22 protein-coding genes are annotated in these 22,900 nt (G+C 60.6%); 6 read left to right on the top strand and 16 right to left on the bottom strand.

Annotation, left to right across the window (positions count from 1 at the left end; genetic code table 11):
* Positions 1-87 precede the first annotated feature (87 nt).
* From dsbG to dsbD, 3 genes are read right to left on the bottom strand one after another with little or no spacing between them, the layout of a single operon-like run.
* Complete coding sequence (gene dsbG, locus ACOZK9_RS25285; RefSeq protein WP_058414239.1) at positions 88-864, bottom strand: thiol:disulfide interchange protein DsbG; 777 nt, start codon at positions 862-864, stop codon at positions 88-90.
* Entirely contained in the window at positions 840-1,685 is an 846-nt protein-coding gene (locus ACOZK9_RS25290) for a prolipoprotein diacylglyceryl transferase family protein (RefSeq protein ID WP_421556831.1), read from the bottom strand. The genes dsbG and ACOZK9_RS25290 overlap by 25 nt, the downstream gene beginning before the upstream one ends.
* Complete coding sequence (gene dsbD / locus ACOZK9_RS25295) at positions 1,685-3,412, bottom strand: protein-disulfide reductase DsbD (RefSeq protein ID WP_421556832.1); 1,728 nt, start codon at positions 3,410-3,412, stop codon at positions 1,685-1,687. Before dsbD ends, ACOZK9_RS25290 begins: the two co-directional genes overlap by 1 nt.
* Positions 3,413-3,588: 176 nt before the next feature.
* On the opposite strand from dsbD, the gene ACOZK9_RS25300 reads away from it, so the two are divergent.
* From ACOZK9_RS25300 to ACOZK9_RS25320, 5 genes are all read left to right on the top strand, one after another.
* Complete coding sequence (locus tag ACOZK9_RS25300) at positions 3,589-4,284, top strand: response regulator (protein WP_058414236.1); 696 nt, start codon at positions 3,589-3,591, stop codon at positions 4,282-4,284.
* Positions 4,284-5,603: an ATP-binding protein gene (locus ACOZK9_RS25305; protein WP_122249567.1), complete on the top strand. Its 1,320-nt coding sequence runs from the start codon at positions 4,284-4,286 to the stop codon at positions 5,601-5,603. The genes ACOZK9_RS25300 and ACOZK9_RS25305 overlap by 1 nt, the downstream gene beginning before the upstream one ends.
* Positions 5,604-5,728: 125 nt before the next feature.
* Positions 5,729-6,496: an N-acetylmuramoyl-L-alanine amidase gene (locus tag ACOZK9_RS25310; protein WP_122249566.1), complete on the top strand. Its 768-nt coding sequence runs from the start codon at positions 5,729-5,731 to the stop codon at positions 6,494-6,496.
* 193 nt (positions 6,497-6,689) lie between these two features.
* A complete protein-coding gene (locus ACOZK9_RS25315; RefSeq protein ID WP_421556833.1) occupies positions 6,690-8,102 on the top strand; it encodes an aspartate aminotransferase family protein in 1,413 nt (470 codons plus the stop codon).
* An 81-nt stretch (positions 8,103-8,183) separates the two neighbouring features.
* Positions 8,184-8,408 carry an MbtH family protein gene (locus tag ACOZK9_RS25320; RefSeq protein ID WP_058414232.1) on the top strand — a complete coding sequence of 75 codons (225 nt, stop codon included), beginning with the start codon at positions 8,184-8,186 and terminating at the stop codon, positions 8,406-8,408.
* Between the two features lie 56 nt (positions 8,409-8,464).
* Here the strand turns inward: ACOZK9_RS25320 and ACOZK9_RS25325 are convergent, their stop codons facing one another.
* From ACOZK9_RS25325 to minC, 7 genes are all read right to left on the bottom strand, one after another.
* Complete coding sequence (locus ACOZK9_RS25325) at positions 8,465-10,633, bottom strand: mechanosensitive ion channel family protein (protein ID WP_421556834.1); 2,169 nt, start codon at positions 10,631-10,633, stop codon at positions 8,465-8,467.
* A gap of 72 nt (positions 10,634-10,705) precedes the next feature.
* The gene (locus tag ACOZK9_RS25330; RefSeq protein WP_421556844.1) at positions 10,706-10,873 is read right to left on the bottom strand and encodes a hypothetical protein; all 168 of its coding nucleotides are present in this window, start codon (positions 10,871-10,873) and stop codon (positions 10,706-10,708) included.
* A gap of 221 nt (positions 10,874-11,094) precedes the next feature.
* Positions 11,095-12,384, bottom strand: coding sequence for a M18 family aminopeptidase (locus tag ACOZK9_RS25335; RefSeq protein ID WP_421556835.1), 1,290 nt, complete (start codon positions 12,382-12,384; stop codon positions 11,095-11,097).
* Positions 12,385-12,552: 168 nt separating this feature from the next.
* Positions 12,553-13,188 (bottom strand): RluA family pseudouridine synthase, encoded by a 636-nt coding sequence (locus ACOZK9_RS25340; protein ID WP_058414229.1) that lies wholly within the window; start codon positions 13,186-13,188, stop codon positions 12,553-12,555.
* A 96-nt stretch (positions 13,189-13,284) separates the two neighbouring features.
* Positions 13,285-13,539, bottom strand: coding sequence for a cell division topological specificity factor MinE (gene minE, locus ACOZK9_RS25345; RefSeq protein ID WP_003175252.1), 255 nt, complete (start codon positions 13,537-13,539; stop codon positions 13,285-13,287).
* A gap of 3 nt (positions 13,540-13,542) precedes the next feature.
* Positions 13,543-14,355: a septum site-determining protein MinD gene (minD, locus tag ACOZK9_RS25350; protein ID WP_017737535.1), complete on the bottom strand. Its 813-nt coding sequence runs from the start codon at positions 14,353-14,355 to the stop codon at positions 13,543-13,545.
* 200 nt (positions 14,356-14,555) lie between these two features.
* Positions 14,556-15,293 (bottom strand): septum site-determining protein MinC, encoded by a 738-nt coding sequence (gene minC, locus ACOZK9_RS25355; protein WP_058414228.1) that lies wholly within the window; start codon positions 15,291-15,293, stop codon positions 14,556-14,558.
* A 118-nt stretch (positions 15,294-15,411) separates the two neighbouring features.
* Here minC and ACOZK9_RS25360 point away from each other — a divergent pair, with 118 nt between their 5' ends.
* Entirely contained in the window at positions 15,412-16,347 is a 936-nt protein-coding gene (locus ACOZK9_RS25360) for a lipid A biosynthesis lauroyl acyltransferase (RefSeq protein WP_058414227.1), read from the top strand.
* A 537-nt stretch (positions 16,348-16,884) separates the two neighbouring features.
* On the opposite strand, the gene ACOZK9_RS25365 is transcribed toward ACOZK9_RS25360, so the two are convergent.
* From ACOZK9_RS25365 to puuE, 6 genes are all read right to left on the bottom strand, one after another.
* Positions 16,885-17,670, bottom strand: coding sequence for an outer membrane protein OmpK (locus tag ACOZK9_RS25365; RefSeq protein WP_058414226.1), 786 nt, complete (start codon positions 17,668-17,670; stop codon positions 16,885-16,887).
* 401 nt (positions 17,671-18,071) lie between these two features.
* Positions 18,072-19,364 (bottom strand): urate hydroxylase PuuD, encoded by a 1,293-nt coding sequence (locus ACOZK9_RS25370; RefSeq protein WP_122249560.1) that lies wholly within the window; start codon positions 19,362-19,364, stop codon positions 18,072-18,074.
* A 51-nt stretch (positions 19,365-19,415) separates the two neighbouring features.
* Positions 19,416-19,919 carry an ureidoglycolate lyase gene (locus tag ACOZK9_RS25375; protein WP_058414224.1) on the bottom strand — a complete coding sequence of 168 codons (504 nt, stop codon included), beginning with the start codon at positions 19,917-19,919 and terminating at the stop codon, positions 19,416-19,418.
* A 135-nt stretch (positions 19,920-20,054) separates the two neighbouring features.
* Positions 20,055-21,050 (bottom strand): allantoicase, encoded by a 996-nt coding sequence (gene alc / locus ACOZK9_RS25380; protein WP_152750731.1) that lies wholly within the window; start codon positions 21,048-21,050, stop codon positions 20,055-20,057.
* Positions 21,051-21,091: 41 nt separating this feature from the next.
* Positions 21,092-21,607 (bottom strand): 2-oxo-4-hydroxy-4-carboxy-5-ureidoimidazoline decarboxylase, encoded by a 516-nt coding sequence (gene uraD, locus ACOZK9_RS25385; RefSeq protein ID WP_058414222.1) that lies wholly within the window; start codon positions 21,605-21,607, stop codon positions 21,092-21,094.
* A complete protein-coding gene (puuE, locus tag ACOZK9_RS25390) occupies positions 21,604-22,530 on the bottom strand; it encodes an allantoinase PuuE (protein WP_421556836.1) in 927 nt (308 codons plus the stop codon). The genes uraD and puuE overlap by 4 nt, the downstream gene beginning before the upstream one ends.
* Positions 22,531-22,900 lie beyond the last annotated feature (370 nt).

Here is a 22,900-nt window from a genome sequence, read left to right on the forward strand (position 1 = left end):
CGCGATGGCGGTGTGTCAGATAAGTATTTTCAACTGATACACCGCCATCGCGAGCAAGCCCGCTCCCACAGTTTTGACCGAGTTCGCTTATTTCGGCCCCATGATCTTGTTCAATTTTTCAGGCGATGGCGCGCCTTGCTGTTGCTGCAGCGCGCCTTTGTCATCCAGGTAGAAAATCGCTGGCGTGGCCGACAACTCCAGTTCCTCCATCAACTTCATGTTGGCATCAAGCTTGGCTTCAATAGCAGCCGGGATCTTGTCCAGTGCCTGCAATTTGCTGGCCTTGCCGGCGGCTTCGTGTTCTTCCAGGGCTTTTTGCGGGTCTTTGGCGGCGAGCAGTGCGGCCGACTTGCCGGGGCTGTCTTCGCGGATGATGCCGACCATCACGTGGCGCAACTGTACCTTGCCGGCTTTGACCCATGGCCGCGCCTGTTGCCAGAACATGTTGCAGTACGGGCAGTTGGGGTCGCTGAACAGGTAGACGGTGCGCGGTGCGTTTTTATCGCCGTCCTGAATCCAGTTGCTTTTTTCCATCTTGGCCCAGACTTCCTTGGCCATTGGCGCGTACACCAGTTTTTCCAGCGGCGCGTTGCTCAGGTCATTGCCTTGTGCGTCGTAGAGGTTGCCGGCCAGCACGTTTTTGCCGTCGGCGGTCAGGTACAGCGCCATGCCGCGGTTCTGGTACTGCGCGGCGTAGCCGGTGAGGCCGCTGGGCGCGTCAAACGTGCCGAGGATTTTGGCGCCCTTGGCTTCGATCTGCTTGATCGGTGCCGGCCAGTCTTCGGCCTGGGCCTGGGTGGCGGCAAGGCTCAGAGACAACAGGCTCAGAGGCAGCAAGGTCAGCAGGTGGCGGAGGCTTGGCATGTGGGTTTCCTTGTTGGGGCGGTGTCGAAGGGTTCCATGGCGCGGGCCAGGCTGGCTTGGGACAGTTCGCCGAGGTGGCTGTTGATCAGGCGCCCATCGGCTTGGTAGAACAGCGTGGTCGGCAGGGCCATCGAACCCACGGCTTGGCCGAGGCGGCCACTGGCGTCAAACAGCACGTTGTCGAGCGTCAAACCCTGGGTGGCGAGGAAGGTGCTGACGCTTTGCATGCTTTCGGCCTGGTTGACGAACAGGAAGGTCACGTCGGGCCGCAGGTGTTGCGCGCGCTCCAGCACCGGCATTTCCCGGCGGCACGGCGGGCACCAGGTGGCCCACAGGTTGATCACCAGCGGCCCGCCGCGATAATCGGCGAGTTGCACCACCTCACCATTGGCGTTGCGCAGCGTGATGTCCGGCAGTTGCGAGCCCTTGTCGTACAGACTCAGGGACACGCTGGTCATGCCCCAAAACACCAGCCCGGTGACCACCGCCGCACTCAGCGGTTTGCGCAGGGCAGGGCGCCGCCAACCGTAGGCCAACGCGCCGAGTACCAGTGCAATCACGCCGGGCCAGGCGAGAAAACCACCGTCGCGCAGGTCGACCATCTGCAGCGGGTCGTGCCGGTATTCGTCCCAGTACATCAACACAAAGCTGACGCGCGCGGCCAGCAGGCCTAACAGGAACAGGCTGAACAGCACCGACTCCGGGTTTTCACCGCCACGCTTGGCCACGCGCCAGCCGACCACGGTGGCTAGAATCAACGCGCTGATCAGCAGGATGTGATTCAGGGCGATGGCGAAGGTGCCGATGGTCAAGGTCAGCATTAGCGCGCGTCTCGGGTTTGCGTCCAGCGTTGCAGGAAGGCGTCGGCATTCACTTCGCCGGTGATGCGCTGGGCACGGCGTTCTTCACCGTCCGGGCCGACCCACACAAAACTCGGTGGCCCCGGCACTTGGTAATGGCCGAGCAGCGCGCGGCTGGCAGCGTTGTCGGCGGTGACGTCGAGGCGCAGCAGGCGCACGTCTTTCAATGCGGCCAACACGTCGGGTTTGCCGAACACTTGTTTTTCCATGATTTTGCACGACACGCACCAGTCGGCGTAGTAGTCCACCAACACCCATTGGCCCTGGGCCTTGGCGCTGTCGAGCTGGCGTTGCAGCTCGGCCGGGTCGTTGATCGTGATGAACGCGTCGTGGGCGCTCGGCGCAGCGGCAAGTTTTGAGCCGCTGTAGACCTTCAAGGGTTGCCACAGGTCGTCGCTGCCACCGGCCGCGCCCACCACCAGCAGCGCGCCCCACAGGCCGAGCACCAAAGACGTGGCGCCAAACAGCTTGGCCGCCAGCCCGTATTCACGCGCAAGACCCCAGCCGCAGTACGCCATCACCAGCGCCAATGCGCCCCACAAACCGAGCCACAGGCTTTGATCCACCACAGGGCGAATCATCAGCACCGCCGTGCCCAGGAACAGAAAGCCGAAGATGCCCTTGAGTATGTTCATCCAAGTGCCCGGTTTGGGCAGGAAGCGGTTGCCCACCGTGACCAGCAGCAACAGCGGAATACCGATACCGATGCCCATGGCGAACAGGATCAGCCCGCCGTGCAGAGCATTGCCGCTTTGCGCGATATACAACAGCGCACCGGCCAGCGGCGCGGTCATGCACGGGCCAACCAGCAGGCCGGACAGCGCACCCAGTACGCCTGCGCCCATCAGGCTGCCGCCGCTTTGCCGGCGGCTGACGTTATCCAGGCGGTCACGCACGAAAGCCGGCAGTTGCAGCTCAAAGAAACCGAACATCGGCAGCGCGAGCATCACAAACAGTGCAGCGAAACTGCCCAGAATCCACGGCGTTTGCAGCAGTGCGGCCAGGTTGCCGCCGAGCAGCGCGGCGAGTACGCCGAGCGCCGCATACACCAGGGCCATGCACACCACGTAGCTACTGGCCAAGGCAAACCCGCGACGCGGGCTGGCGCCACTGCCGACCACCAAGCCTGCCAGAATCGGCAGCATCGGCAGCGAACACGGGGCGAATGCCAACAGCAGGCCGAGGCCAAAGAACACCAGCAGGCTCCAACCCAGGCTGCGCTGTTGCAAGCCGCTGGCCAGGCTTTGGTCCTGAGCCTGCGCTGTGCCGGCAACGGCGGGGTTACCGCCCAGGTCTACGGTAATCGACTGCGGCGGGTAGCACAGGCCGGCATCTGCGCAGCCCTGCCAACCGAGCTTGAGCTGGCCGGTGGCACCCGCAGGAATCTTGACTTCCAGGCCTTGGCGATACACTTGCTGCTCGCCGAAGAATTCATCGCTGTGCGCTTCGCCCTGCGGCAATACCGGCTTTTCGGCCAGGCCGTCGAACTTCATGCGCTGTTGGTACAGGTAATAACCATCGGCAATTTGCCAATAGAGCTGGGTCTCGCCAGACTCCAGGCGCTCGGAGGTAAAGGTGAAGGCTTTGCCCACCGGCAGGAACTCGGGTTTGGTCTCGAAAGGATTACCCGGCGCAGCCTGGGCAAACCCTGCGAATACCACCAGCAAAAAGGTAAACAAATACCGCATGGTCAAGCCTTAGTTTGATGCAAGTGAGGCACACAATGTGTGGCGTTGATTAACCGATGATTAACCGGCAGCTATTCTAAAGTGAAGGCGGTGACAGAGCGCGCCTGTTTTCACGGCATAATCTGCGCTTAATCCGCAGCCCCTTTAATCCCCGCATCTTTCATGAAGGGTTCACCATGCACGTACTGGTCTGTGAAGACGACGAACTGATCGCCAGCGGCATTGTCGCCGGGCTCGGCGCTCAGGGCTTTACCGTCGAGCGCGTGGCCACGGCCGCTGCCGCGCGGGCGATGCTCAAGGCGGCGACGTTCGACATCATGGTGCTTGACCTCGGGTTGCCCGATGAAGACGGCCTTAAACTGCTGCAGCAACTGCGCAGCCAAGGTTTGGAAATCCCGGTGCTGATTCTCACCGCGCGTGACTCGGTGACCAACCGCGTTGACGGCTTGCAAGCCGGTGCCGACGACTACCTGCTCAAACCTTTCGACCTGCGCGAACTTGCCGCCCGCCTGCAAACCCTGCTGCGCCGCGTGGCGGGGCGCCGGGTTAACCTGATCGAACACGGCCAACTGGCCTACGACCCGAGCAGCCGCGAAACCTTCCTGGCGGGCCAGCCGGTCGACCTCTCGCGTCGCGAGCAAGCGCTGTTGCAGGCGCTGTTGCACAACAAGGGCCGTGTGCTGTCCAGCGAACAGCTCAAAGACAGCGTTTACGGCTTTAACGACGAGCTGGAAAGCAACGCCCTCAACGTGCACATCCACCACCTGCGGCGCAAGTTGGGCAATGGCATCGTCGAGACCGTGCGCGGCTTGGGCTATCGCCTGGGCGCGGCGGATGCTGGCCCGGCGGATGAAGCAGAGCACCTGTCGTGATGAGCCTGCGCCTGCGCCTGACGTTCAAGCTGGGCGCTGCCTTTGTGTTGATCTGGGTGCTGGCGGCGGCCTGGATGCTCAACGATTTGCGCAACCAGATGATGTTCTCGCTGGATCAGCGGCTGGTGGCGTCGGCACGCATGGTCGCCGGGCTGACCGAACAAATGCCGGGCTTGGCCAGCGTCAGCGGCGGCACGCATTTGCGCACCGAACAACTGAATGTGCCGGGCGGCATGGCTTGTCAGGTCAGCTCCTTGCGCGGCGAAATTCTGGCGCGCAGCCACACCACACCCGATGAAGGCCTGGAATCGCGCAAGAGCGGTTTTCGCGATCAGGTTATCGACGGCGTGGGCTGGCGCAGTTTCACCCTGTCGCGCGGCGACCTGCTGATCACCACCGCCGACCGTCAGGTTGAGCGCGAGGCGCTGAACCTGTCGATATTGCTGGCGGCTTCGGTGCCGGTCGGCGTGGCCTTGCTCGGGTGTTTGTGCCTGCTGTGGCTGGGCATCGGCCAGAGCCTGTTGCCGCTCAACCGCATGCGTGATGCATTGATGCGCCGCAGTGCCGACTCCCTCGAACCGCTGCAGATTCACCCGCTGCCCAGCGAATTGAAACCGTTGCTCGACACCCAGAACCAACTGCTGCAACGCATCGCCAAGACCATCGAGCGTGAGCGCCGCCTCACTGGCGACGCCGCCCACGAACTGCGCAGCCCGCTGACGGCGATCAAGACCCACCTGCAAGTGGCGCGCATGACCGACGGCGCGGCGCGCGACCAGTCGCTGGCGCATGCCGAAGAGGGCGCCGACCGCCTGCACCGCACCCTTGAGCAATTGCTCTTGCTGGCGCGCGTGGAAGGCAGCCTGTCGTTCGACGATGGCCTGCAGTCGAGCGCCGAACAGGTCGCGCGGCTGGCAATACAGGACGCGAACGCGGGTGATAACCGCCGTATAGATTTGGTGCTGGCAGGCAACCTTACCGAAACCCCGGTGGAGATGCCGGTCGCCCTGGCCGTGGCCGCCCTGCGTAACTTGCTGGATAACGCCCTGCGTCACACCCCGCACGACACACGCGTGGAACTGAATGTATTCACCAGCGCCAACACGGTGGTGTTCCGCGTGCGTGACCATGGCACGCAGATCTCCAGCGAGGACCTGCAATACCTGACCCAACGCTTCTGGCGCAATGGCAACAGCGAGGGCTGCGGGCTGGGCCTGGCGATTGTGCAGGCGATTGTGCAGCGCTGTTCCTGCTCATTGAAATTCGACAGCCAGCCGGATGGCTTGCGGGTCGACTTGGGCATGCCCTTGCGGCGCTGATCACTTTTATTCAAACGCTCATAAATAGCTACCGCCCACCTGACGCTCAGCGCGTCAGGATGGCGGTAATTATTTGCGTTTGAACGGGCTGAATGACTCGGCCTGTACTGAAAAGGACGGTTCTTATGTTGGTTATCGATAGCAGTTTCCCCGCCAAGGATTTCAACGAGCGCAACGGCGAGCCCGTGCGGCAGGTGATCCTGCATTACACCGCGGCGCCCTTTGCTTCGTCGCTGCGCACCCTGACCCAAGACGGGGTCAGCGCTCACTATTTGCTGCCCGATCCCGATGACGCCGGTTACCGCGCCACCGGTTATGACGAGCTACGGGTGTTTCGGCTGGTGGCTGAAGATAAGCGTGCCTGGCATGCCGGCGTCAGCCATTGGGGTGGGCGGGACAACCTCAATAGCCGCTCGATTGGCATCGAGATTGTCAATGTGGCCCGCGATGATGGCGGTGTGTTCACCTTTCCTGCGTACGCACAGGAGCAGGTCGATGTGTTGATTGCCCTGCTGCGCGACCTGCTTGGGCGCTATCCGCAGATTGCACCGGTCGACGTGCTTGGGCATTCGGACGTGGCGTACTGGCGCAAGAGCGATCCGGGGCCACGCTTGCCGTGGCGCTGCTTGTTTGAGGCAGGCGTGGGCGCCTGGTTTGAAGAACCGACGCGGGCGATGTACCAGCGCAGGTTTTGCATCGGGTTGCCGCCGGAGGTGGAGGTAGAGCGGGCGTTTCAGCGGTATGGGTACAAACCGGCCTGGAGTCGTCAGGCATTTGAGCAACGTACCCGGGCGTTTCAAATGCACTTTCGGCAGAGCGATTACCGTGGGGTGCTGGACGGTGAGACGTGTGCGATTTTGTATGCGTTGAACGAGCGGTATCGCGCCGGGTGAGGTTCCGTGATCCTTCCCAGGCAGAGCGTGGGAAGGATCTGCTCGGACGGGCACCGGGTCAAAAGCGACCAGACGCCTAAATCGCATCAACGCTGGTACGTCTCCAAAACATCACATCCGTGCGCCTGAGCCACACATAAACACACGGATCGGCAGTTTGGTCACCCCCACCAGCGTATTGAGGGATCGAGAGATGTCAGTCGCTACCAGCCGTATCGAAGCCCCCGAGGTTTACTCCACCGCGGCGCCCACGGAAACGCTTTACGCGTTCGAAGAAAGCCCATTGCTGGCCCGCCAACGTCAGCAGGAATCGAATGCCCGCAGTTACCCGCGGCGCATCCCGCTGGCACTCAAACGCGCCAAAGGCATCTACGTGGAAGACGTGGAAGGCCGCCGTTTCATCGACTGCCTGGCCGGTGCGGGCACTTTGGCGCTGGGCCACAACCACCCGGTGGTGATCGAAGCGATTCAACAGGTATTGATCGACGAGCTGCCGCTGCACACCCTCGACCTGACCACGCCGGTGAAGGACCAGTTCGTGCAGGACCTGTTCGGCCTGTTGCCGACCGAGCTGGCCCGCGAAGCGAAAATCCAGTTCTGCGGCCCCACCGGCACTGATGCAGTCGAAGCTGCGTTGAAATTGGTGCGTACCGCCACGGGGCGCAGCACGGTGCTGTCGTTCCAGGGCGGTTATCACGGCATGAGCCAGGGCGCGCTGAGCCTGATGGGCAGCCTGGGGCCGAAAGAACCCTTGGGCGCACTGCTGAGTAATGGCGTGCAGTTCTTGCCGTACCCTTACGACTACCGTTGCCCATTCGGTTTGGGCGGTGCGCAAGGCGTGCAGGTCAACCTGCATTACCTGCAAAACCTGCTCAACGACCCGGAAGCCGGGGTGTTGTTGCCGGCGGCGGTGATTGTTGAAGTGGTGCAGGGCGAGGGCGGCGTGATTCCGGCCGATCTGGACTGGCTGCGCGGCCTGCGGCGTATCACCGAGCAGGCTGGCGTGGCGTTGATCGTCGATGAAATCCAGAGTGGTTTCGGCCGCACCGGCAAGATGTTTGCCTTCGAACACGCCGGCATCATCCCGGATGTGGTGGTGCTGTCCAAAGCCATTGGCGGCAGCTTGCCGCTGGCGGTGGTGGTGTACCGCGACTGGCTCGACACCTGGTTGCCGGGCGCACATGCCGGGACGTTTCGCGGCAATCAATTGGCGATGGCGGCGGGTTCGGCGGTGATGCGCTACCTCAAGGAACACGACGTGCCCAGCCACGCCACTGCCATGGGCGAGCGCCTCGGTGAGCACCTGCGTATCTTGCAGCGCGACTTTGCGCAGTTGGGCGATATTCGTGGCCGTGGGCTGATGCTGGGCGTGGAACTGGTTGACCCGCAGGGCCCGCTCGACATTCAGGGCCACCCGCCGGTGCATCGCCAACTGGCGCCGCTGGTGCAGCGCGAATGCCTCAAGCGCGGGCTGATCCTGGAACTCGGCGGTCGGCATGGCAGCGTCGTGCGTTTCTTGCCGCCGCTGGTGATCACCGCTGCCGAGATCGATCGCGTGGCCGAGATCTTCGGGCGCGCCCTGGCGGCAGCGGTCAGCCGCCTCTAATTTTTCGCGCGCTTGGTACGTTTCTACAGATATAGCGCTGCGCGTGGTGCGCAGCCAGCCTTTGAGCGACGGAGAACCGCAATGACCTCAGTATTTGACCGCGACGACATCCTGTTTCAGGTAGTGGTCAACCACGAAGAACAGTATTCCATTTGGCCAGACTACAAGGCCGTGCCGGAAGGCTGGCGCACCGTGGGCAAGAGCGGCATGAAAAAAGAATGCCTGGCCTACATCGAAGAAGTCTGGACCGACATGCGCCCGTTGAGCCTGCGCCAAAAGATGGACGGCGCCACCCTCGCAGGCTAACCCTGCAAGCCCGCTAGCCACAGGGGGTTGTGCTGGCAACACCACAACCCGCCACTTCACGCACTGCTCTCTTTCTCCAACCCCACCACGCCCGCCGTCACCACCTGCACACTCAAACGCGGCGTCGCCAAATCCAGCCCCGCCTCATCCAGATGGCGCTTGAGCGACAAGTTAAACGCCCGCGACACCTCCCACTGCTTGATCGGCGCCGTTTTAAAGCGTGCGCGCAAAATCGCGCTGCCCGACTCAAAACTTTCCACACCCTGAATCTCCAGCGGCGACCAGATATTGCGGCGTTGCAGGGGGTCGTTACGCATTTTCTGGCCAACGTCGCGCATCAGCTTGATCGCCTCGTCGATCTCCATGTTGTACGGAATCGCCACCCGGAAAATCGCATAGCCGAACTCCCGCGAGTAGTTCTTGATGCTCTTGATTTCGCTGAACGGGATGGTGTGCACAATGCCGTCGATGTCGCGCAGGCGCACGGTACGAATGGTCAAGCCTTCGACCGTGCCGAGGTGGCCGCCGACGTCCACGTAGTCGTCGATGGCCAGCGAGTCTTCGATGATGATGAACAAACCGGTGATCAAGTCCGCCACCAGTGACTGCGCACCAAAACCAATGGCCAGGCCGATCACACCGGCACCGGCCAGCAGCGGCGTCACGTTCATGCCCATGTTCGCCAGGGCGACGATCGCGGCGATGATAAAAATGGTCACGAACAGCACGTTGCGGATCAGCGGCATCATGGTTTGCGCACGCGCGTTGGCCAGGCCTTTGCGCGAGCGGGTCAGGGCATGGTGGATCGCCGTGTCGCTGAGAATCCAGATCAGCCAGGCAAACAGCAACGTCCCGGCGAGGCCGAACAACTTGACGCTGACTTCATGGCCGTCGCCCTCGGTAAAGCGAATCAGCGACAAGCCCCAGACGCGCAGGCCCAGTTCGATAAACACCAGCCACACCACCAAGTGGGCCAGGGTGTACACGAAGCTTTTCAGGCGATCGGAATACAGCGCATGGCGTTTGTGACCGCGTTGCGGCTTGAGTGCGTGGCGCCGCACCAGGCCGTTGATCACCATGCACAACACCAGCAACACCGTGCACAACAACGACTGACGCAGGGCGGTGCTGGTGTCGCCGGCGGAGAGGAAGGTGGCGAACAACGAGATGCCCACCAGCAGCAGCGCCGGCAAGTACCAGAAGGTGCCGATGATCGACAGGGTGTCGCTGAGGGCGCGGCGCGTGAGGCGACGAGACAGCGGCTGGTTGCGGATCAAGTGGGCGATCGGCCGACGGAAGCGCAGGATAAATACGCCGGTCGACAAGGCCGCCATCACATTGGCCACAGTCGCCGCTGTGTGGGCCAGGTGCTGGCCGAGCGCCGCGACCAGTCGTGGGTCGCTCAGGGCTTCGCCAAAGGCGGCGAAGCTGCCGATCCACCACAGTGGCCGAAACGCCTGGTGCCGCAGGATATACAGCGCGCGGTGGCGATGCGGGCCGTCCAGCAGGGAGAAGGCGATGACACAAATGGCCGAAAAGCAGGTGCCGACCACCAGTGCATACGCCAGCACCATCGCCAGCGATTTGCCCAGCGATGAAGGCAGCGCGTAGCTGAGGTAAACCGTGATCACCAGCGCGATCAACCACGGCCCCAGTTTGCGCAGGGCGAAGCGCAGCATGTCCCAGGTGCGCGGGTGCTGCGGCAATTCTTCGGGCAGGCCGAACCGCACGCGCACGCGGTGGCCGAGCCAAATCAGCGCGGCGGCCAGCAGGCTCCACACCGCGAGGATCACGGCAAAACCGAAAATGATCGGCAGCCATTCGGCGGCCGGCAGCATCAAGGCGCTGAACTCATCCTTGGCTTGCTCAAACTCATTGGTCCAGCGCCCCAGCGGGCTGTCGGCACCGGAGAACTGCTGCTCAAGGCCCGACAGCGTACTGCCGATCAAGCCCAGTACGCCCTGTTCGGCAGCGGGTTGGGCTTTTTGCGTGGCTTCGCGGAGTTTTTTCAGGTCGCTCAGCAACTGGGTGCGTTGCTGGTCGTTTTCCAGGGTCTTGATCACCTCGTCCAACGACTGCCCCAGCGGCACGTCGGCCTGGGGTTGGGCGGCGTGGGTGCCGCCCAGCAAACCGGGCAAGCCCACGGCTTGGGCGGACGTGAGCGGCAGCAGCGTCAGCAGGGCGATCAGGCAGTAGCAGGGCAGGGCAAACAGACGGGAAAGCACGAGGCGGTCAACCTTGGAAACGACGAATTGACCGAGTGTACGAGGCCGCTATGCCCAATGCGAGTGCATTTGTCATTCCGCCAGTTTGGCGAGGATCTTGTAAACCATCGTGCCGAGGATCAGCAGCATGCCGATCCACATGCCAAACACCGCCACGGGCTTCTCGCGAAAGTTGAAGCCAACCATCAGCAGGAACATGCCGATCAGAACAGGGATAAGCATCGTGTGAAAAGAGGACATGGAGATCATGGTGCGACGGCCTTGTCGGAGTCGGAATACTGACAAGTTTAGGCCCGATTGCGGGAAGTGCAGATGACGTAGATCAGCCCCGACCGCGATCAACTGTGGGAGCGGGCTTGCTCGCGGTGGCTGCAACTCGGTGTGCCTGATGGCCCGAGGTGCCTGCATCGCGAGCAAGCCCGCTCCCACAAAAGCTCCGTCTCACATTTTTTAGCGTGGGCTCAGGGCAAATCACGGCTTGCGTAGAACGCGCCCAACACCTTCACCAGGTGCGCCAGGTCGTGGCTGCCGCAGAGTTCACGGATCGAGTGCATGGCAAACGTCGGCAGGCCGATGTCCACGGTGCGCACGCCCAAATGGCTGGCGGTGATCGGGCCGATGGTCGAGCCGCAACCCATGTCACTGCGCACCACAAAGCTTTGCACCGGGACTTCCTGGGCCATGCACAGGTGGCGGAAGAACCCGGCGGTTTCGCTATTGGTGGCGTAACGCTGGTTACTGTTGACCTTGATTACCGGCCCTGCGTTGAGTTTTGGACCGTGGTTGGCGTCGTGTTTTTCAGCGTAATTGGGGTGCACGCCGTGGGCGTTGTCTGCAGACACCAACAGTGATTTCTGAATGGTGCGTACGAATTCGTCGCCCTCCGGCAACAAGCGGCGCAGCGTCTGTTCGAGCATCGGGCCGTCAGCGCCGCACGCCGAGCAGGAGCCGACCTCTTCGTGGTCGTTGCACACCAGCACGCAGGTTTCGTCGGTTTCGCTGGTCAGCAAGGCTTGCAGGCCGGCGTAGCACGACAGCAGGTTGTCGAGGCGCGCACCGGCAATGAAGTCGCCGTTCAGGCCGATCACCGCAGCGCTTTGCGTGTCGTAAAAACTCAGCTCGTAGTCGAGCACCACATCCGCGTTCAAGCCGTGCTCGCGGCCCAGTTGCTCGGTGAGCACGGCGCGGAAGTCCACGCGCTCGTCACCGGCAAACTGCGCGAGAATCGGCGGCAGCTCGGTTTGGGCATTGATCGCCCAACCCTGGTTGGCTTCACGGTTCAGGTGAATCGCCAGGTTGGGAATGATGGCGATGGGCAGCTTGAAGTCGATCAACTGGCTTTCGACCTTGCCGTCGCGGCGGAAGGTTACGCGCCCGGCCAGCGACAGGTCGCGGTCAAACCACGGGGCCAACAGCGCACCGCCGTAGACTTCGACGCCCAATTGCCAGAAACCCTGGCGTTGCAGCTCCGGTTGCGGTTTAACCCGCAAGCATGGGCTGTCGGTGTGGGCGCCGACCAGGCGAATGCCGCCTTGCAGCAGCGAATGACGGCCGAGTTTGAAGGCGATGATCGAGGAGTCGTTACGGGTAACGTAGTAACGACCGTTGGCCTCGGTGGCCCAGGTTTCACGTTCGTCGAGACGCTGGTAACCGGCCGCTTCCAGGCGCTGGGCGAGGGCGGCAGTGGCATGAAAAGGAGTAGGGGAGGCCTTGAGGAAGTCGATCAGGCCTTGATTCAACGCTTCGCGCATAAATAGCTCCAGACAGCAATGTGCGGAGTTTACCGTTCGAGGGCGCGAAGTGCACAGAACAAATGTGGGAGCGGGCTTGCTCGCGATGGCATCAACTCGGTGTGCCTGCTGGACCGAGGTGCCTGCATCGCGAGCAAGCCCGCTCCCACAGTAGATGGGGTTTGCACTTCAAAAGGGTGCGGGGCACTCAAAGCGCAAACGCTCGCCACTCTGCGGGTGCGTAAAACTCAACATGCTCGCGTGCAGGCACAACCGCGGCCAAGCGGCCAAGGCCTGTTCATGCGCGTAGAGGCCATCACCGAGCAACGGATGGCCGATCGACAGCATGTGCACACGCAGCTGGTGCGAGCGCCCGGTGATCGGCGTCAGCTCCACACGGCACCAGTCGCCGCAACGCTCCAGCACCTTCCAGAAGGTCAGCGCGTGTTTGCCGAATTCATGGTCGACCACGTGGCGAGGCTTGGTCGGCGGGTCGTAGCGCAGGGGCAAGTCGATACTGCCGCTGTCGAGTGCCGGCTGGCCCCAGGCCAACGCGGTGTAGGCCTTTTCGGTTTCGCGGTCATGAAACTGGCGGGACAGTTCGCGATGGCTATCGGCGTCGCGGGCCAGCAGGATGATCCCTGACGTTTCCCAGTCCAAACGATGCACGATGCGCGCTTCGGGGTAGCCGTTTTCCTGCAGGCGGGTGATCAGGCAATCCTTGTTGTCGTCGGCGCGACCGGGCACCGAGAGCAGCAGGGTTGGCTTGTTCACAACCAGGACAGCCTCGTCCTGGTGAAGGATATGGATATTCGACAACGGCATTAAACAGCCTCGTAACAAACGCCAACGGCGGCTCGCTCACCGCGTTCCCGAAACGGGATCAAGGTGACCGAGCCGCCGTGGCGACCGCCTGTTCGATTAACGATCAGGCAGGGTGATATTGAGTTCCAGAATCGAGCAACTGCCGTCGTTTTCCAGCGCGACATGCACATCGTCGTTGCCGATATTGACGTACTTGCGGATCACCTCGACCAGTTCCTTTTGCAAGGCTGGCAGGTAGTCCGGCGTGCTGCGTTGGCCGCGTTCGTGCGCCACGATGATCTGTAGACGCTCTTTCGCTACCGACGCGGTACTTGGCTTTTTGTTGGCCCGAAAGAAGTCGAGAAATTTCATTGTTTAGTTGCCTCCAAAGATACGCTCGAAGAATCCCTTCTTCTTAACGTCGAGGAAGCGATGTTCCACGGTCTTGCCCAGCAAGCGATCAACTGCATCGCTGTACGCCTGGCCTGCGTCGCTCTGGTCGTCAAGAATCACCGGAACGCCCTGGTTGGAAGCCTTCAGCACTGCCTGGGATTCCGGAATCACGCCCAACAACGTTACGGCGAGGATGTCTTTGACGTCCTCAACGCCGAGCATTTCGCCATTGCTGACGCGCTCAGGGTTATAGCGCGTGAGCAGCAGGTGCTCCTTGATCGGGTCTTCACCTTTTTCGGCACGCTGGGATTTGCTCGCCAGCAGGCCGAGCATGCGGTCCGAGTCACGTACCGAGGAAACTTCCGGGTTGGTGACGACGATGGCTTCGTCGGCGAAGTACATCGCCAGGTGCGCACCGGTTTCGATTCCGGCCGGCGAATCGCAGACCACGTATTCGAAGGTTTCTTTCAACTCGGCGAGTACTTTGCCCACGCCTTCTTTGGTCAGCGCGTCTTTGTCGCGGGTCTGGCTGGCGGCCAGTACGTACAGGTTCTCAAGGCGCTTGTCCTTGATCAAAGCCTGTTGCAGGTTGGCTTCGCCGTTTACCACGTTGACGAAGTCGTACACCACGCGGCGTTCGCAGCCCATGATCAGGTCGAGGTTACGCAAACCGACGTCGAAGTCGACGATGACTGTTTTGTGGCCGCGCAAAGCGAGGCCGGTACCGATAGCGGCGCTGGTGGTGGTCTTACCCACACCACCCTTGCCGGATGTAACCACGAGAATCTTGGCCAAGGTGTTTCACCCCTAAGGAAAAAGGACTTTTCAGCCCCTGAAAAACATCTCTTGAAACTCGCGGCATGCGGACAGCTTCTGTAGGAAAAAGATGTGGTTTGCGCGTGGAAACGCCAACTTTCAGTTGTTCCTACACAAGTTTTGCCGGTTTCGCTGTGCTATCAGAGTCTAGAGATGCTTGGAAAATGCGGCAGTATCCGTTAAAGACGGGTGATGTTCAACACATCGCCCGACAGGCTGACTTGAACCGAGGCGCCCCACAGCGGATCGCGGCGCAAATCTTCTGCAACCTTGTACTGGCCTGCTACGGACACTAGCTCAGCGGTCAACTGCTGACAAAAAATACGCGCCTTGGTATCACCCTTGATGCCGGCCAAAGCACGACCGCGCATAGGGCCGTATACATGGATGTTGCCATCGGCCAGAAGTTCCGCGCCCGGGCTGACCGAAGCGATCACCACCAAGTCGCCGCCCTGGGCGTAAATTTGCTGCCCACCGCGTACGGGAGAGGTGATGATCTTTGTAGGCTTGACGCTGGGCTCCGGCGGTTTTTCCGGGGCTTTCTTCACTTCACCTTCGCTCTGCTCAAGCGGCCGCTCGCGCGCACCGGACGGTGGCAACACGGGCAGTTCAATAGCGATTGCGGCGGCGATGTCTTCGATACGGCTGGCGCGAATGGCCAGCGTGCGCAAACCATGCGAGCGGCAGACGCGCATCAGGCCGGGCAAATCAATCAAGCCCTGGCCAGCCGGCAGTTTGTCCAGCGCGAGTACCAGCGGGGCATTGTTGAAAAAATTTGGCGCCAGGGCGACTTTGGCGGCCAGTTGGCGGTCGAGGGCGTCGAGGTCATTGCGGGCCAGTTCCAGCACGGTAATGGCGAGCATGCTGCCTTTCAGCTGGAACACGGGATCTTGGTCTAGCGGTTCGGTTTGGCTCATGGTCGGCAAAAGCGGCTTGTCACGAAAAGTGTCGAGACTTATAACGAGAACATCCACGGGCCGCAAGCCGAGTCGAACCGTTGTAGAATGCGCGGCCCTGTCTTTACCGGAATCTGTAATGGATCGCCCGCGTTTTCGAGCTGTATTTTTTCATCCGCGTTTTTGGCTGTTATGGCTGGGGCTCGGCCTCTTGTGGCTGATCACTCAATTGCCGTACCGGGCACTTTTGACCATTGGTCGTTTATTGGGCGCGGGCATGTACCACGTGGCCGGCGACCGTCGGCGCATTGCCGCGCGTAACCTGGAGCTGTGCTTCCCGGAAAAGTCCGCGGCCGCGCGTAAAAAGCTGCTCAAGGAAAACTTCGCGTCTACCGGCATCGCCTTTTTTGAAATGGCCATGAGCTGGTGGTGGTCGCGTCAGCGCCTCGCACGCCTGGCGCATGTCGAAGGCCTTGAGCACCTCAAACAGGCGCAGCTGGATGGCAAGGGCGTGATCCTCATGGCCCTGCATTTCACCACCCTGGAAATCGGCGCGGCCTTGCTCGGCCAGAAGCACACCATCGATGGCATGTACCGCGAGCACGCCAACCCGCTGTTCGACTTCGTTCAGCGCCGTGGCCGCGAGCGGCATAACCTCGACTCCCTGGCGGTCGAGCGCGAAGACGTGCGCGGCATGCTCAAGCTGCTGCGTGCCGGCCGCGCGATCTGGTATGCGCCGGACCAGGACTACGGCGCCAAGCAAAGTATCTTCGTGCCGCTGTTCGGCGTGCAGGCCGCCACGGTGACAGCCACCAGCAAGTTTGCGCGTTTGGGCAAGGCGTTGGTGGTGCCGTTTACGCAGGAGCGGCTGGCGGATGGCAGCGGTTATCGCTTGGTGATTCACCCGCCGTTGACGGATTTTCCCGGCGAAACCGACGAGGTTGACTGCCTGCGTATCAACCAGTGGGTCGAAACCTCGGTGCGTGAATGCCCAGAGCAGTACCTGTGGACGCACCGGCGCTTCAAGAGCCGGCCACCGGGTGAGCCCAAGTTGTACGAAAAGCGTCGTCGATAACCGCCGCGATTTTGCTTTGTGTGGCTGCATCTTTGATGCAGCGCTGTCGCGCGGGAAACGGGGTTGGGGTGTTCTTCAGGTTGGGTACATATTGAGTATTTGGGTGATGGCTAACCCGGCGTCCTGCCGGGTTACCCACGGCTTCAAGCCTGTGTGCGGCCATCGTGGTTTATCTCAGATCAAAAGCAACAGCACGGCGGCCTGAAAGCCGACCTGAGTGGTTGAAGCAGATCAAAGGCGACTTTGCATCACAGCAGATCTGCTTTTGTTTTTTGTGGGAGGGGGCTTGCTCCCGATAGCAGTTTTACAGTTGATACATGAATTGACTGACCCACTGCCATCGGGAGCAAGCCCCCTCCCACAGTTTGACCACACTCTGCTTGGGGGATTGGGTCGGCTTTCGGGCCGCCTGCTTTTGATTGTGATCTTGATCTAAAGGCGGCCCGCTGTAAGAGCGCAACCGATATAAGCCATAACCTCAATAACGGATATGCACTCAAAACCCAGGCACAACCCTGCAGCCACAGTGATCAACTGTTAGAAGTGGTATTTGACCAGGAAGCTTGCGGTGTTCTGGTTGGTCTCAAAAGCACCGGTGTCCTGAATGCCGTACTTGTTCTTCCAGTAGTCATACTCAAAGCCCACATACAACTGCTTCTCGCCCCAGTGCAGCGCTTTACCCAAGTCGTATTTGACCTGTGGGTTGATGTGCAGGTTGGCGTGATAAGTACCGCGTGAAGTCTTGTCGTTATCGGTTACCCAGTCGATATACCCGTCAATCAGTACGTTAGAGTTGCCAACGGGAAGGGTGTACGCCCAGACCGGGGTGATCTGCCAAATGTTGTCGCCAGGGCGATTGCCCTCGGTCTGACGCTGGTAGAAGTTCAACTGGAAGTAGTCAAAACCCGGAATGTTCAAGTCAAAGCCCGGGCCGAACAAGTACGACTCGTTGTCGCCTTCGCCGAACTCGTAAGTGAACGCCAGCAGCACGTCTTTGATCGGACCGAATGACAGGTCTTTGTCGAAAATCTTGCCGAACGACAAGCGTGGGCTGAACTCGCCGTAGTAAGTACTTGGGCCTACGTTGCCGTCTTCCTTGCCGTTGTAAAAGATGCGGTCGACAAACAAAAAGTTGTCGCCGTACTTCCAGGCGTCAGCATGTTCAAACGTCACCGTCTGCTGGATCTGTGGGTTGATGGTGAAGTTTTTGCCCCACAGGTACGTCAGGCTGTTGTTCTGCCATTGCAACAGGTCACCCGCCGCGGCTTGGCCACCGGCCAGCAGCGAGCCTGTCAACATCAGGCCTTTCAACATAGGTTTCATTCGGTTGCTCCCGAGTCAAAGTTTAGGATTATTTTTCTACGCAGGCGCTCTGGTATGGCGCCTTTTGGTTCGCTGCAAAAATCGTCTGATTGGTCAGCTTTGATGCTTTTAGCAAGCGCTGCGCCAAGGTGTTCAAAAAGCCGAAAAAACCTCTTCGCCTGCACTTGATGCAGTTGAGTCCAGAGGGTTTTTTGTACACGTTGGCCGCAGGCATTGGGCCAGGATTAATTGGCCCTGCAGTCAGCTTTTACAGTCGCTGTTTGTTTTAGAGTCGATTCGAGCGGGCGCGGAGAATACTGGCTCCCAGGCCTTGGCTCAAGTGCGTTGTTAGTGCGCGTGTGGGGCAAAAATGGGGCGCGGCAGCAATCGATCGTTCCCACTCGGCATGGGAACGATCAATCTCAGTGGGTGTGGGCGCCTTGGTTGATCCAGGTGCCGATCAACTCCCGTTCCTGCTGGGTCATCTGAGTGATATTGCCCAGCGGCATGATCTGGCTGGCCACGGCCTGCGCTTGAATGCGCGCCGCCTGCTGCTGGATTTGCGTCGGGGTGTCGAACATCACGCCTGCCGGTGCGGTGCTGAACAGCGGGCTGGTGGGCTTGGCCGAGTGGCACACGGCGCAGCGTTCCTGGATCACGCCATGCACCTTGTCGAAATCAATCGTCGCCTGTGCAGGCGCAGGTGCGGCAGCCGGTGCTGCGGGCGCGGCCGGTACGGCCGGTTTCAAGCCGCCACCCAACGCGGTTTCCGGCAGAGGTTGGTACTCGATGGCGGCAGGCGCCTTTGCGACTTCTGCAACTGGCTTGGGCCCGGTGACATACGCCAGGCAAATCATTGCCAAGGCGCCCACTGGCAGCGTCCACGCATACTTCTGGCTGTTATGCCGGGTGTTGAAGTAGTGGCGCACCAACACGGCGGCGACGGCGATGCCTGCCAGGATCAGCCAGTTGTATTGGCTGCCGTAAGTGCTAGGGAAGTGGTTGCTGATCATGATGAACAGCACCGGCAAGGTGAAGTAGTTGTTGTGCCGCGAACGCAGCAAACCCTTGGCCGGCAATGACGGGTCCGGCGTGCGCTGCTCCGCGATTGCGGCCACCAGCGCGCGCTGGGCGGGCATGATGATGCGGAACACGTTACCCACCATGATGGTGCCGATGACTGCGCCCACGTGCAGGTAAGCGCCGCGGCCACTGAAGACTTTGCTGAAGCCGTACGCGGCTGCAATCAACAGCACAAACAGGATCAGACCAAGCAGGGCAGGGCGCTTGCCCAGCGCCGAGTCGCACAGGAACGAGTAGATGAACCAACCGGCGAACAGTGAGCCAATGCCCAGCAATACGCCTTCGGTGCCGCTGAGGCTGCTGCCGGGGGCGAGCAGGTACAGCGTCGGGTTGAGGTAGAACACCACGCACAGCAGCGCGACGCCCGACATCCAGGTGAAATAGGCTTCCCATTTGAACCAGTGCAGGTTGTCCGGCATGGTCGGTGGGGCCAGTTTGTATTTTTCCAGGTGGTAGATACCGCCACCGTGGATCGCCCACAAATCACCGGCCAGGCCGTCTTTGGGGTTGACGCGATTGAGGTTGTTTTCCAGCCAGACAAAATAGAAGGAAGCGCCGATCCACGCGACGCCAGTGATCATGTGAACCCAGCGCACGCTAAGGTTCAGCCATTCCAACAGATGTGCTTCCACAGTCTTTACCTCTCGCCTGTCACCCTTGTTGTCGGGTGATCCGGCCTTCTCTTATTGGTGGGGGGCGAGGATCAATCGCTCATCCTCTTGGAAAAAATGCTCATCGCAGTTATTGCCGGTGCCACTGCGATCAACCACCAGGAAGTCATCCCGCTTTTCGATCGTCAGCACCGGGTGGTGCCAAACGCCGCGATGGTAATTAATGCCCTGCCTGCCGTTGGTGACGAAGGCGCGGACCAAGCCCGATACAGGTGCATCGCCAAGTGGCGCGACCACGATCAGAAAGGGGTTGCCGAGCAGCGGAATAAACGCCTGGCTGCCCAGCGGGTGTCTTTCCAGCATGCCCACGGTCAGTGGCATCTGCAGCGCGTCGGCGCGAAAGATGCTGATGATGGCGTGGTCTTCAGGCTGGGCGGTTTCGACTGTCGCCAGCTTGTGAAAGCGCATGGTCGACCCGTTGTTGATCATGAAGTGATCGCTGCCATCGGTTTCGATAACGTCTCCGAACGGCGCGAAGGCTTCTTTGCTCAGGGGTTCGATCATCAGTGTGCGCATGGCTGTCTTCTTGTCTTCTTGTCTGAGTGCTGTGTTGTTTGATCTGGCGTCATCGCGAGCAAGCCCGCTCCCACATTTGAAGGTATTCACAATTCAAAATGTGGGAGCGGGCTTGCTCGCGAATGGCTTCACCGCTTATTTCGAAACCTTGCCAAGCACTCGCAAGCGACTTACACCGCCATCCGGGAACACGTTGAGGCGGATGTGGGTGATCGGGCCGAGCGCTTTGATTTGCTCGGCGAACGAGTGCTCAGCGTGCATTTCGAGCTTTTGCGCCGGCAGCAATTCGCGCCAGAACAGCGATTGGGTTTCGATCTGGCTGTCGGTGCCGCCCTTCACAAAGGCGCCCTGGATCGAACACGTGTCCGGGTAGTTGCCCTTGAAGTGCAGGGTGTCGACGATGATTTTCTCGATCTCGCCGGGGTGGCCCAGCGCGACGATCACCCAGTCATTGCCTGGCGTGCGACGACGCGCGGTTTCCCAGCCATCGCCCATGTTCACGCCACGGCCGGGGTTGAGGATGTTGCTCATGCGCCCGAAGTGTTCATCGGAGCACGCCAGTGCGCGGCCGCCGTTCAGCGCCGACGCCAGGTCGACCTGTTCGTTGTCACCCACCTGCGACCAGTCGCGGAACGGAATGCCGTACACCCGCAGACGGGCCACGCCGCCATCCGGGTAGATGTTGAAGCGCAAGTGGCTGAACGCCTCGCCGTTGCTGATCTCGTGGTAGTGGTGGCTGTTGCCTTGCAGCTCGACGGCCGACAGCACTTCCACCCACGGGGTGTTTTCATCCGGCTCGCCCGACGCCAGGAAGCAGGCTTCCAGCGAGGCCGACGGCGGGTAGTTGCCGGTGAAGAATGAAGTGTCGATGTCCACGCCCTTGATCGAGCCGGGTACGCCGAGGCGAATCACCGCGCTGTCGTAGCCTTCAAAACGCTTGCGGCGCGACTCCCAGCCGTCCATCCACTTGCCGTTATCGTCGAAAACGCCCTCCTTCCACACGGCCGGGGTCGGCTGAAACAGGCGGTTGGCGTCAGCGAACCAGTCATCGGTCACCGAAACAATCTTGGTGCCCAAACGGGCGTCGGCCAGGTTGACGAACTTCTCGAAAGGTGCGGCGTAAGCTTTCATTCTTCTTGTCTGCCTTGAGTAAAGTGGCTGGGGACGGTGGTTTAGAGGGCCAGTAAGCGCAGCAGCGCGATCTTGTTGATCTCGGCCAGTGCGCAGTTGAACTCGACGTCTGCCGGGTTATGGATGCGCGTTTCGAACGCGGCGAGGATCTGATGCCGGTTGCTGCCTTTTACCGCCATGATGAAGGGAAACTTGAACCTGGCCTTGTAGGCATCATTCAGCTCGGTGAAGCGCGAGAACTCCTCGCTTGAGCATTGGTGAATCCCCGCGCCAGCTTGCTCAGCAGTGCTGGCTTGGGTCAGTTGGCCCTGGACGGCCGCTTTGCCGGCCAGGTCCGGGTGAGCATTGATCAGCGCCAGTTGCCGGGTGCGATCGGCGCCGAGCAGGATGTCGCTCATGCGCTGGTGCAGGGTTTCGATCTGATCGATCGAAGGGTCCTGGCCGAGGTCGAAGGCCTGTTCGGCCACCCATGGCGAATGTTCGTAGATGTCAGCAAACGCTGCGACAAATTCGTCGCGGCTCAAGGTCGAGGGTTTCAGTGTTTGAAAGGCGCTCATTGGGCCGCTCCCGTGTACGGGTGGGTGTGGTGCCAGTGGCGGGCAATGTCGACACGGCGAGTGAACCACACCTGTTCATGGCCCTTTGCGTATTCGATAAAGCGCTTCAAGGCGGCGAGGCGTGCAGGGCGGCCGATCAGGCGGCAATGCAGGCCGATAGACAGCATCTTCGGTGCCTCGGCGCCTTCGGCGTAGAGCACATCAAACGCGTCTTTAAGGTAGTCGAAAAAGTCGTCGCCCTTGTTGAAACCCTGCACCTGAGTAAAGCGCATGTCGTTGGTGTCCAGCGTGTAAGGGATTACCAAGTGCGGCTTGCCGGTCGGGTTATTCGGTTCCCAGTAGGGCAGGTCGTCGTCGTAGGTATCGCAGTCGTACAGAAAGCCGCCTTCTTCCATCACCAGCCGCCGCGTGTTGGGGCCGGTGCGCCCGGTGTACCAGCCCAATGGGCGCTCGCCGGTCAACTCGGTGAGGATGCGGATGGCTTCGAGCATGTGCTCGCGCTCCTGGGCTTCGTCCATGTACTGGTAGTCGATCCAGCGGTAGCCGTGACTGCAGATCTCGTGGCCGGCGTCGACCATTGCGCGGATAACATCCGGGTGGCGTTGGGCGGCCATGGCCACGGCGAAAATCGTCAGCGGAATATCGAATGCCTTGAACAACTTGAGGATGCGCCATACACCGGCACGGCTGCCGTATTCGTACAGCGACTCCATGCTCATGTTGCGTTCGCCTTGCAGCGGCTGGGCCGAGACCATCTCCGAGAGAAACGCTTCGGACTCTTTATCGCCGTGCAAAATGTTGCGCTCGCCGCCTTCTTCGTAGTTGAGTACGAACGACAACGCGATGCGTGCCTTGCCCGGCCAGTGGGGGTGAGGAGGGTTACTGCCGTAACCGATCAGGTCGCGTGGGTAGTCAGCGCTCACTGCAGTCTTCCTTCTTGTTCGTGATCATTGGGGTGGCGGCCGAGCAGTGAAATAACAGGGTGGAGTCACTGCGATGATTGATTGTATACAACTTATGGCAAATTTTGTAAGCCTGGTTTTTTGCATTTTTTCCGCAGTGATCGACGTACAGGCTCAAGCAAGAAACTTGCCTAACTGGTCAGCTAAAGGACAAAAGGTTGTTTGAAAGCAAGGATTACCCATGAACTGCCCGTCAGGCTAACGCGGCCAATAGGATCGGCGGCGCTGTGATTTTTATTGTGTACAATTTTTTTGAAAAGTGTCTTAATCGGCCACCGTCGGCTTTTTCGACGCCCTGAAACGGGGCGAATTTACCTTCTACTGACTTATG

The sequence above is a fragment of the Pseudomonas kitaguniensis genome, from assembly GCF_049199985.1.
Classification (GTDB): Bacteria; Pseudomonadota; Gammaproteobacteria; order Pseudomonadales; family Pseudomonadaceae; genus Aquipseudomonas; species Aquipseudomonas kitaguniensis.